Genomic DNA, 10,773 nt, shown 5'->3' with positions numbered 1-10,773 from the left:
ATGATGGTCGCGCGCCAGCAGCATTGCTGATTGGTCCATGACACGCAGGTCTTGGCTGATAACGTCATCATAGGAGAGGCTGCGGTAGCGTTTCGCGTCCGTATGCTTCTTTGGATCGGCAGTATAGACGCCGTCCACCCCGTGCTTGGCCGCAAGGATCGCATCGCATTGCAGTTCGAGCGCGCGCTGGACCGAAGGATAATCGGTCGTCACGTAAGGCTGGCCGATGCCGCCGACGAGAATGACGATCGAGCCTTTTTCCAAGTGCCGGGCGGCGCGCAGGCGAATATAGGGTTCGGCGATTTGGTTGATCTGAATCGCCGTCATCACGCGCACGTCGGTATCGGTGCGGGCATTGATGGCCGCACGCAGCATGACCCCGTTAATCACGGTGCCGAGCATGCCCATATTATCGGCTTCGGCGCGTTCGATATTCCAGGTTTCGGCGATATTGCCGCGAAAGATATTGCCGCCGCCGACGGTGATGACGACCTGTGCGCCGATATCGACGGCGGAAACGACTTCGGCCACGATATGCTCGATGGCGTCTTTATCGAAGATGCCACCGCCGCTGCCCATAGCTGCCCCGCTGAGTTTAATCATCAAGCGTTTGTAGCGGGTCATTGCGAGACTCCTTGATTGCAGCGGCTGGGAACGCGGGCGTAGTATCCCCGCCGCCGCGTTCCGCGCAAGGGGAACCTGAGTGCTCCTGTTAACCTGCGGCCAATCAGAATGGTTCCGAGCCCCCCGATGAAAACTCTTATCCTGACACTGCTTACCACTTTATTAGTGCAGGGCGGGAATTTCGCTTCCGGGGTTTTGGCGGCGCGGCTGTTGGGGCCGGAGGGGCGGGGCGACTTGGCCGCCGCCCAGCTTTGGCCGACGACGCTCGCCTATATGCTGCTGCTGGGGCTGAACGACGCCGCACTCTATTTCAGCGCCACGGCCAAGCTGAAGGACCGCCAGGTCTTCGCCACCGGCCTGTGGAGCGGGCTTGCCGTCAGCGCTGTGGCAATTTTGATCTGCTGGTTTGGCGTGGTGCCGCACGTCTACCCTGGCGATAAGCCCGAGCTGCTTCAGGCGGTGTTTTTGCTGCTGGGGCTCATTCCCTGCCACATCCTCGGGTTGATTTTTCAGGATATGCTGCGCGGCAAGGGGATGTTGGGGCTCTGGAACCTCATCCGCATCACCCTTGCCTTGGGTTATCCGCTGGCGATTGCGGCCCTGTGGTTGTTGGGCGAACGCGGCCTGCTGGCGGTGGCGGGGGCCTATCTGCTGGCGCATCTCCCCACCGTGATTATCCCCGTGGTGGCCCTGGTCCGGCGCGGTTGGGGCGGGATTAAGCCGGAACCCGAAGCGGCTAGGGAGATGCTGGCCTATGGCGGGCGAATCTATGCGTCCGGCCTAATCTATCAGGCCAATAGCCGGATCGACCAATGGTTGATCCAAACCTATTTACCCTCGGCGGCGCTGGGCTTCTATATGGTCGCGACCAGTGTCAGCCAAATTCCGGTGACGCTGGCCTATTCGGTGGCGCAGATCGCCTTTCCGCGCGCCTGTGCCGAAAGCGACCCTGCGGCGCGGGGGGCGGTCGTCGGGCTCTATCTGCGCCTCACGCTCGCGCTGATGATCGCCGCCTCCGGGGTGCTGTGGCTGATCGCGCCGCTGTTCCTGCGGCTCGTCTTCGGGGCGGACTATGCCGAGGCCAGCGATTTGGTGCGCTGGCTGATTTTAGGCATTCTGCCGCTGACCATCCGCGAGTTCCTGGCGCTCGCCTTCAAGGCCTGGAACCGCACGCTGGCGCTCTCGATCAACGAGGGCCTAACCCTCGCCCTGAACGCCGGACTGCTGCTGGTGCTGCTACCGATCTACGGGCTGAACGGCGCGGCCTTCAGCTTCGTCGCGGTGCGCTGGGCGCAGGTGCTCGTGCTCGGCGCTTTGGCCTGGAAGCATCTGCACCTATCGCCCGCAACCCTCTTCCTGCCGACCGCCCAGGATGGGGCGATGCTGCGGCAGGCGTGGGGGAAGCTGCGCCGCCGCTAACTCTTCGGCTCTTCCGTCAGGTCCGCCATCGATTTTTGCAGCCGCTCCAGTTTGTAGCTCGGCAGCTTGTAGGCCCAGCCTTTGGTCGCTTTCAGCGCGTCGTTCTCGCCCTCGAACAGTGCCCAATCGGCCCCATCAGCTTTCACCAGCGTCACCGTGATTGGCGCGCCGTCGGTGAGGCTGAAGCGGCTCAGGCTTTTCGGTGCATCGGCGGGGAGCGACGAAACAGGGCGCACGTCTTCGAGCGCCATCGCCTCCAAAGTGGCCGCCACCCCCGTGACCTCCCAGCCCTTCTTCGACACCCGGCCTTCCGGTGGGTTGGTGACGATAAAGTCCGGCGGGGTGGCATCCGCCGCGCGGGCGATGTCGATGACCGCCCCATCAGCCCCGGTGAGGGTGACGGCACTGACTTTTTCCTGCGGTACGTCGAACAGGTCTTTCGCCAGCCACTCCAGCGCCTCGACCTTGGGATTGAGGCGGCTTTCGACCAGGAAGGCTTGCGCCTCGCCCGCTTTGCGCAGGTAGAGCATCGGCTTGTCGAGCCCGAGGGCAGCGGCGTTCACCGCGCTGGCGCGCAGCTTGCCGAGGAAGACATCGGCCAGAACCGCGTCCTTCTCGCCATAGACGGTGAGGCGGCGCGACGACGCGGTTTCGCCCTCATCGACGTTGAGGCGCGCGTAAAGCTCGGGCTTGCTGGTCTTGCCTTCGAGGGTTTCCACCTCGGTCAGATCGACCAGGATTTGCCGAATTTTCTCCGGCGCGACTGTGTAACCACTCTTTTCGGCAAGGCCCCAAGCGTCACCCTGGCGGACCAGGGTGAGTTTCTCTTTGCCTTGGCTGAGCGTGATGCGCGTCACCTGGCCCTGCTTGGTAGCAAGGTCGGCGAAGAGCTTCACGCCGGCGGGCAGGCTGCGCGCGGGTTGATCCGCTTGCAGGGTAACGATGGCCCCCGCCGCGCTGGCGACGGACAGACCGAGGAGGAGGAGAAGCGACCGAGTTTGCATTTCACACCTCACCCTTGACCGAGAGTACGCGCAACGGCGGCAGCCGCGTGCGCCCGACGCCGCCGCCAAATCCCTAACCCCACCGCGAGCACGACCAAGGCAACCGGCACCGCGCCGATGGTCCAGAGCCGAATGCGGCTTTGCAGGGCCTCGATATCGGTGCGCAGGGCAAGCTGCACGTCGCGCAATTCGGCGCGGGTGCGCAAGAGATCGCCCCGGAAGGTTTCGATCTCTTTCACTTGCTCCGGCGACAGGCTGGCCGTTTGCGGCTGGCCCTTCACGGGGGCTTCGCGGCCCCGGAGTTCCGACAGCTTCTTTTCGATTTCCTTGATCTTATCCTGCAACTCCTGCTCTTTGGCGCGGAAGCGGGTTTCCGCCTCCTGCTCCAGGGCGCGGATAGCGGTAAAGGGCCGGTCGATAATCGTGCGCGAGGTGAGGCCCGCCAAGGCCGAGCCGCCCGCGAGATTATCCAAGGCATTGGTGATGAAATCGCCATTGCCCGCATTGGGCACAGCCACCTTCTGCCCGAAGAAATTCTGCACCTGTGCCCAGAAGCGTTCTTCCAGCATATCGGTATCGGCGACGATGACGAGGTTGAGCGGCGCTTGCGCCTCCGTCACCCGCTCCGCCGTATCCGCCCCTTCCGGGAGGGCATCGGGATAGGCGGTTTTCGCGGGACCAGTCACGCGCGCCGCCATCGTCAGCGGCAAGCCTTCGCTTTGGAAACCGCGCAGCAGGGCAACGATATCGGGCTGGCCGCGCAGCTTGGCGGCATCCAGCTTCATCGAGACGGAGGAGGAGGAGGCCAGCGGCGTGAACTGCGTCCCCGCCCCCGGCAGCGCTTCCAGAATCCCGGCGCTGGCGAAGGAGAGGGTTTGCAGATCGCCGGTCAGCGAATCATTCGCCGCCAACTGGGCTTTCGGCACCGAAATCCAGGCGAGATAATCGACCGCCTGCACGCGGGTTGCCGTGCCGCCCGCCGACACCTTGCGCGCATTGCGCCGGTCGCCGACCACCCGGTCGGGAACGAGTTGAACGCCCCAGGCTTTGAACAAAGGCTCCAGGGTGGACGCGGGCGGCGTGCCCGGCATGCCCTGCATCGCCATCATCCGCGCGCGGGAGGCGGCGGCTTCGGACACAGGATCGACCTGAATCAGCGCCCGCCCGCCTTTGAGCACGAACTGATCGATCGCGTAAAGCGTCGCTTCCGGCAGATTGGCCGGGTGGACGACCCAGAGAACATCAATCTCCGCCGGGATCTGCTTCACGCTGGTTTCCAGCGTTTTGATCGTGAAGCCCTGGCTCAATTGATCGTAGATCAACCAATTGCCGCTACCGCCCTGCTGCTGCAAGGCCGGATCGCCCGCAAGCGGCAGCGTCGACAGCAAGCCGATGGTCCGCTGCTTCGGACGCGCCAGTTTGGCGACCATTTTGGTCAGATCATATTCGAGGAAACGTTCCCGTTCCGGCGCGAAGAAGGCGATGACCTCCTGATCGTCGGTGGAATTGCTGCCCACGAGGCCGAAATAAACCTGCTCGCCGCCCTGATCGATGGGCACGCCCTGGAGCCCGTAGGAGACCGCGCGGTCTTCCACCGGGGAGAAGGGGTCGGGGCTCAGGACTTCGACCGTCAGGCGGCCGCGCGTCAGGCTGGCGTAATCCTTCAGCAAATCGCGCACGCGCTGGGCGTAAGCGGCGAAGCTCGGCACTTCGCGGGTCAGCCGGTCGGAGACGAACAGCCGCAGCGTGATCGGCTCCTCGATCTGCCCCAGCGTGCGTTGCGTCGCGGGCGAGAGGGTATAGAGCTTGGTTTCGGTCAGATCGAGCCGGGTGCCGCGCAGCCACCCCGCACCGATGATATTGACGGAAACGATCAAGACCAGCGCTGCGAGAATCCCCAGCAGCACCAGGGTTTGACGGGAAAAGCGGGATGTCATGGCTATTCCGCCTTCTTCAAATCGACGATCAGCGCGGTAATCGTCAGAAACCCGACGATCAGCGAGCCGAAGTAGAGAACATCGCGCGCATCGATAATGCCGCGCTGGAGATTGGCGAAATGGGTGAGCGCGCTAAAGCCGCTGACGAATTCCACCAGCGCTGTCGGTGCCCAATTCGCAAAAGCCCCCGTCACCAAGCTGGTACCGGAGGCCGTCACCAGGAAGCAGACCGTCGCGGTCAGCACGAAGGCGATCACCTGATTGCGCGTCAGCGCCGACATGGCCGAGCCAATGGCAAGAAACGCCCCGCTCAACAGCAGCGCGCCGATAGCGCTGGCGGCGATCACGCCATAGTCGGGCGTGCCCAGCACCGAAACGGCGATGACCAGCGGAAACGCCAGCAGCAGCCCGACCGCGCAAAAAGGCCCAGGAGGCGAGGAATTTCCCCACCACCGCATGCCCTACGGCGAGCGGCAAGGTCAGCAGCAGTTCAATCGTGCCGCTCTTGCGCTCGTCCGCCCAAAGCCGCATCGACAGGGCCGGAACGAGGAAGAGGTACAGCCACGGCAGGAAATTGAAAAAAGCCTGAAGATCGGCCTGCCCGCGCTCGAAGAAATTCCCCATGTAGAAGGTTAGGGACGTGGCGAGCACCAGGAAGATCACCAGAAAAACATAGGCAAGCGGCGTTGCGAAATAGCTCGCAATCTCGCGCTTGAACACAGCAAAAGCCGGAACCATGAGCAAACTCCTCGGGATCAGGCCGCGCGCGCGCGCGCATCGGTGGTGAGCGTGCGGAAGACGACATCGAGCCGCCCGCGCTGCTGATAAATTTCGGCGACGGGCCAATTTTCGGCGCGAATCGCCTGCGTCAGCCCCGCCAGCACATCGGCTTCGCGGCCCGGCACCGGGCGCACGACGAGGGTTTCGCCCTCTTCGGCCACCGCGAGCACGCCGGGGATCAACTGAAGCTTCGGCAGCAGCGCCGAGCGGGCGGCGGCCACGACCGATAGAATGACGGCCCCGTGCAGCGGGTCGCGGCGCAGCAGTTCCGCCGGGGTATTATCGGCAACGATGCATCCACGGGCGATGACGAGCGTACGAGAACAAAGGGCCTCGACTTCTTCCAGAATATGAGTGGAAATCAGAATAGCCTTCTCCGGGGCCATCTCGCGAATGAGGCTGCGCACGTCATGCTTTTGATTGGGGTCGAGCCCGTCGGTCGGCTCATCAAGAATCAGCACATCGGGATCGTGCAGCAGCGCCTGTGCGAGCCCGACGCGGCGCTTGAAGCCTTTGGAGAGCGTGTCGATAGGCTGATGCACGACGCCGCGCACCTGGGCCGCATCCAAGGCCGCCTCGATCCGCTTGCGGCGCTCAGCCCCCTTCAGGCCGCGCACATCGGCAACGAAGCTGAGCAGGCCGAAGGGCGTCATATCGCCATAGGCGGGTGCGCCTTCGGGCAAATAGCCAAGGCGGCGCTGGGCCGCCCTTGTTTGCGTCAGAATATCGTGCCCACAGACGCGGGCCGTGCCGCGCGTCGGCGTGAGAAAGCCGGTTATCATTTTCATCGTGGTCGATTTGCCCGCGCCGTTCGGGCCGAGAAAACCGAGCACTTCGCCCTTGGCGACGGAAAAGCTAACGTCCCGCACCGCATCGGTGCCGCCGAACGATTTGGTCAGTGCCTGGGCCTCAATCATGGGAACCAAGGTGGGACTCCTTGCCTGCCTTACCATTCTGCCGGGAAAAGCCCCGGCGCAGCGACCAATTGCCGCCACTGCTGCGCCGATTTAGACTGTGTTGCGAAAAATGCAAGCCGCTTTGCATCAAACGCTGGTTGGACCGACAGGGCTGGGGACCGACGATGACCATGAACCTGCCGTTAAAAAGCCAACGCGCCGCGCCGCCGCGCCTTGTAATGCCGTGGAATTTCACCGCCGCCCAAATCGTCAATCGCCTGCGGCTGATAAGCGGGCTGGTCCTGTTCAGCTATATCCTCACCCATTTCAGCAATCATCTGGTCGGGCTGGTGTCGCTCGATGCAATGCAGGCGTGGCAGGGCGATTTCATGTCGCCCTGGTGGTCGAAAACCGGCACCTATACGCTGCTGAGCGCCGTGACGATCCACGTCGGCCTTGCCTATTGGGCGATCTTTCGGCGGCGGTCCTTCCGGCTGAAGCGTTGGGAGGCGGCGCAACTGCTCACCGGGGCCTTGATCCCTTATATGCTGATCGAGCATGTCGTCAGCACCCGCGTCGCTTTCGACCTTTATGATCTGCAAGATAGTTATACCTATGTGCTCTGGAGCCTGTTCGGCACCGAAAAACAGCTTCTTCAAGCCGGAACCCTGGTGTTTGCTTGGTTGCACGGCTGTATCGGCCTGCATTATTGGCTGCGCCTGAAGCCGTGGTTCCCTAAAGCCCGGCCCTGGCTCTTCGCCTTTGCCCTGCTCATGCCCGTGCTGGTGCTCATCAGCTTTTTCCAAACCGGCCGCGAAGTGATGGTGATGATGCGCGATCCGGCGTGGCAGGCGCAGGCGATTGCCAGCATGAAACTGCCAAAACCGGAGGATGCCGCGCATCTGCTAGCGTTGCGCGATGGGTTGCGCTTTGCCCTGCTCGCTGGGCTCGGCCTCGTGGTCGTCGCCCGCATTCTGCGCAGCCAAATCGAAGGGCGGCGCGGGCGGGTGCGGGTGCAGTACCACGGTGGGCGCATGGTGGCGGTGCCGCGCGGGCGCACGCTGCTGGAAATCAGCCGCATGAGCAATATCCCCCACGCCTCCGTTTGCGGTGGGCGCGGGCGCTGTTCCACCTGCCGGGTGCGTATCGGCCAGGGCGGCGACAGCCTGCCGCCGCCCGACGCCAATGAAGCCCGCGTGCTCGCCCGGATTTCCGCCCCGCCGACCGTGCGCCTCGCCTGCCAGATTCGCCCGCAGCAGGATATCGAAATCACGCCGCTCTTGCCCGCCCATGCCCTGCCGCAAGATGGGTTCGCCCGGCCCGAGCAGACGCATGGCATGGAAATGGAAATCGCCGTGCTGTTTGCCGATTTGCGCGGTTTCACCAGCCTGTCGGAACAGAAACTACCCTTCGATATCGTCTTCATTCTGAACCGCTATTTTGCCGAGATGGGCGAGGCGATTGGCGCTGCGGGCGGCACGGTGACGCAGTTTAGCGGCGATGGGGTGATGGCGCTGTTCGGCTATGAGCGGGAAGACCCGCCCTATGCCGCGCGCTCGGCCCTGCGCGCCGCGCGCCGCATGGCGGAACGGCTGGACGCGCTCAATGCCGACTTCGCCCATGATCTTGACGCGCCGTTGCGCATGGGCATCGGCATTCACCAAGGGCTTGCGATTGTGGGGGAAATGGGTCACGGCCTCGCCTTCGGCCTCACCGCTATCGGCGATACGGTCAATACCGCCTCCCGCCTCGAAGGCCTGTCGAAAGACTTCAAGGCCCAGCTCGTCGTTTCTGAAATCGTGCTGGAAAGAGCGGGGATAAGGCTTGAAGGGGCCGCCGAGCATTCTATTGTTCCGCGCGGGCGCACCGCGCCCATGACGCTTTTTGCCCTACCGCACGCCGTGGATCTCCCCGACCTGCGCTGACCGAAGTGAAGGCTTTCATGTCTGTTTCCACGCTGACCGCTACCGCCCGCCCCGCTCTTGCCCCGCCCGCCCGCCGCGCGGTGGCGCTCTGGCTGTTCTTCGGGGCGGCGATGATCTTTGCGATGGTGGTCATCGGCGGGGTGACGCGGCTGACGGAAAGCGGTCTTTCCATCGTGCGCTGGGAGCCGATCAGCGGCACGTTGCCGCCTTTGTCGGAGGCCGATTGGCAAACGCAATTCACCCTCTACCAGCAAAGCCCGCAGTATCAGCAGGTCAACCGGGGCATGAGCCTTGCGGAGTTCAAGACGATCTTCTGGTGGGAGTTCATCCATCGGCTGTGGGGGCGGTTGATCGGCGTGGTCTTTGCCGTGCCGATGTTGATTTTCTGGCTGCGCGGCGCGTTCGACGGGGCGTTGAAGCGGCGGGTTTTGCTGCTTTTTGCCCTGGGCGGCCTACAAGGGGCGATTGGCTGGTGGATGGTCGCGAGCGGGCTGCGCGATGTGCCCGCCGTCAGCGCCTATCGGCTGGCGACGCACCTCGGCATGGCGCTGGTGATCTATGCACTTACCCTGTGGACGGCCTTCGGGCTCGTGCAGCCGCGCGCGGCCACGCCGAACCGTGCCGCCGAAAAGCGCGCGGCGACGGGGTTTCTCGCCCTTATCGCGGTGACGATTCTGGCGGGGGCCTTCGTTGCCGGGCTCGATGCGGGGATGATCTATAACGAGTTTCCCTTCATGGGCGACGGGTTGGTGCCGCCTGACTATCGTAATCCGGCCCTATCGGTCGTTCAGAATATCTTCGAGAATCACGCCGCTGTGCAGTTTCACCATCGGGTGCTGGCGATGGCGGTTGCCGCTGGAGCCTGGGCCTGACGGTTGGCCTGTGGAACCGCTGCCCTTCCGTTCGGGGGTGGCTGCTCGCCTGATCGGCGCGGTGTCGCTGCAAATCGCCTTGGGGATTCTAACGCTGCTCTACCAAGTGCCCGTCGATTTGGGGGCCGCCCATCAGGCCGGGGCGGTCGTGCTGTTGACGGCAGCGCTGGGGCTCTGTCACCGGCTGCGGGTCAGCTCGACGGTAGTGTGAGCCCGTAGCGCGAGAGGATTTCGGCAAAGCGGCCATTGTCCCGCAGCGTCGTCAGCCCCCGATCGAAGGCTTCGATCAACGCCGCGCCCTGGGGGTGTTTGCGCGAGACGATGAGGTGGAGCCCGGTTTCCTCGAAACTGCGCGGATCGTCCCCGCCGATCGGCGTGATGCTCTCGACGGGCTGCCCCATTTCACGGAGCATCCGATAGGCGATTTGCTCATGGGTTTGCACAATATCGACGCGGCGGGCGAGCAACAGCTTGAGGCAGGTCGCAACGTCGCTGCCATCGACCAGCGTCACGTGCTGACCCTCCAAAAGCAGCCGCGACGGGGCCGAGGGGGCGGTGCCTCGGGCAATACACAGGGTTTGACCGTTCACCAGTGCCATTGGTAAGCCCGCAAGGGGCGTGCCGGGCCGCGTGAACAGGCGAATTTTGATACTCGCCAGCGGGCGGGAATAGCGGAACTGCCCTAGCCGCTCCGGCGTCGGCACATAGGGAAAGGTGCCGTCGATCTGGTTTTCCAGCGTGCGGGAGCGCCCGCGCATCCACGGCTCGACTTCCACCGTTAGCGGCAGCTTGAGTTCGGCGAAAACCGCCTTCACCAAGGCCATCGCCGCGCCGCCATCGGCTTCGGTTTTGGAGGAAAACGGCGGGTAATCATCGCCGGTCGACAGGTGAATGGGGGAGGGCAGAAGGGATTGCGCGAAAGCCCCGCTTGGCACGCTCAGGGAGGCCGCCGCAACCCCATAGGCACAGAGAAGGAGAAACCGAGCCCTCGACTTGCGAGATGCCGGCGAGGTCGGCGCGAATTGGTCGCTTCGTGACCCCATGCTACTGCCCCCTATGCGCTTTGCGCGCTGTGGCCGGTGCAATTAAGTCAAATACGCTACACCCGTCTTACCGGGATGACCAGCGCTTCTAAGCGCCAACGCACGTATGACCTGCGGGGCAAAATTCTTTCAGCACTTGCGCCCGGCGGGCGTTTCTGGAACGGTCTGCCTTCCCAAATGACTGATAAGCGTGCAAAGCCCGGCCATGACCCGCGATTACAAGACCTCTGTTTTCCTGCCCGCCACCGAGTTCCCGATGCGGGGCGATCTGCC

The 10,773-nt window shown here is 63.7% G+C and carries 11 protein-coding genes; 5 read left to right on the top strand and 6 right to left on the bottom strand.

The window, feature by feature from the left end; translation table 11 throughout:
- On the bottom strand, positions 1-624 hold a 624-nt coding region (gene pyrH / locus VZ95_RS10985; RefSeq protein WP_045775877.1), incomplete at its 3' end, for a UMP kinase.
- 126 nt (positions 625-750) lie between these two features.
- On the opposite strand from pyrH, the gene VZ95_RS10980 reads away from it, so the two are divergent.
- Positions 751-2,043 carry an oligosaccharide flippase family protein gene (locus tag VZ95_RS10980; protein ID WP_198148238.1) on the top strand — a complete coding sequence of 431 codons (1,293 nt, stop codon included), beginning with the start codon at positions 751-753 and terminating at the stop codon, positions 2,041-2,043.
- On the opposite strand, the gene VZ95_RS10975 is transcribed toward VZ95_RS10980, so the two are convergent.
- The 3 genes from VZ95_RS10975 to VZ95_RS27085 are packed head-to-tail and all read right to left on the bottom strand — an operon-like array spanning position 2,040 to position 5,442.
- Positions 2,040-3,047: a DUF4340 domain-containing protein gene (locus VZ95_RS10975; RefSeq protein WP_045775875.1), complete on the bottom strand. Its 1,008-nt coding sequence runs from the start codon at positions 3,045-3,047 to the stop codon at positions 2,040-2,042. The genes VZ95_RS10980 and VZ95_RS10975 overlap by 4 nt on opposite strands.
- 8 nt (positions 3,048-3,055) lie before the next feature.
- Entirely contained in the window at positions 3,056-4,984 is a 1,929-nt protein-coding gene (locus VZ95_RS10970) for a Gldg family protein (RefSeq protein ID WP_045775874.1), read from the bottom strand.
- 2 nt (positions 4,985-4,986) lie between these two features.
- A complete protein-coding gene (locus VZ95_RS27085) occupies positions 4,987-5,442 on the bottom strand; it encodes a P-loop NTPase family protein (RefSeq protein ID WP_232302615.1) in 456 nt (151 codons plus the stop codon).
- Here VZ95_RS27085 and VZ95_RS27080 point away from each other — a divergent pair.
- Positions 5,441-5,620, top strand: a complete 180-nt coding sequence (locus VZ95_RS27080; protein WP_232302614.1) for a hypothetical protein — start codon at positions 5,441-5,443, stop codon at positions 5,618-5,620. The two genes, VZ95_RS27085 and VZ95_RS27080, sit on opposite strands and share 2 nt — an antisense overlap.
- Before the next feature lie 119 nt (positions 5,621-5,739).
- Here the strand turns inward: VZ95_RS27080 and VZ95_RS10960 are convergent, their stop codons facing one another.
- On the bottom strand, positions 5,740-6,681 hold the full coding sequence (locus VZ95_RS10960) for an ABC transporter ATP-binding protein (protein ID WP_045775873.1): 942 nt from the start codon (positions 6,679-6,681) through the stop codon (positions 5,740-5,742).
- A 164-nt stretch (positions 6,682-6,845) separates the two neighbouring features.
- Here VZ95_RS10960 and VZ95_RS10955 point away from each other — a divergent pair, with 164 nt between their 5' ends.
- The 3 genes from VZ95_RS10955 to VZ95_RS28215 are packed head-to-tail and all read left to right on the top strand — an operon-like array spanning position 6,846 to position 9,668.
- Positions 6,846-8,585: an adenylate/guanylate cyclase domain-containing protein gene (locus tag VZ95_RS10955; RefSeq protein ID WP_084627728.1), complete on the top strand. Its 1,740-nt coding sequence runs from the start codon at positions 6,846-6,848 to the stop codon at positions 8,583-8,585.
- Between the two features lie 17 nt (positions 8,586-8,602).
- Complete coding sequence (locus tag VZ95_RS10950) at positions 8,603-9,457, top strand: COX15/CtaA family protein (protein ID WP_198148236.1); 855 nt, start codon at positions 8,603-8,605, stop codon at positions 9,455-9,457.
- A 10-nt stretch (positions 9,458-9,467) separates the two neighbouring features.
- On the top strand, positions 9,468-9,668 hold the full coding sequence (locus VZ95_RS28215; protein ID WP_198148235.1) for a COX15/CtaA family protein: 201 nt from the start codon (positions 9,468-9,470) through the stop codon (positions 9,666-9,668).
- Here the strand turns inward: VZ95_RS28215 and VZ95_RS10945 are convergent.
- Positions 9,649-10,500 carry a substrate-binding periplasmic protein gene (locus VZ95_RS10945; RefSeq protein ID WP_084627727.1) on the bottom strand — a complete coding sequence of 284 codons (852 nt, stop codon included), beginning with the start codon at positions 10,498-10,500 and terminating at the stop codon, positions 9,649-9,651. The genes VZ95_RS28215 and VZ95_RS10945 overlap by 20 nt on opposite strands.
- Positions 10,501-10,773 lie beyond the last annotated feature (273 nt).

The sequence above is a fragment of the Elstera litoralis genome, from assembly GCF_000963705.1.
GTDB classification, from domain to species: domain Bacteria; phylum Pseudomonadota; class Alphaproteobacteria; order Elsterales; family Elsteraceae; genus Elstera; species Elstera litoralis.
Note: the sequence above shows the minus strand (reverse complement) of the source record. Positions and strands in the feature narration are given on the sequence as shown.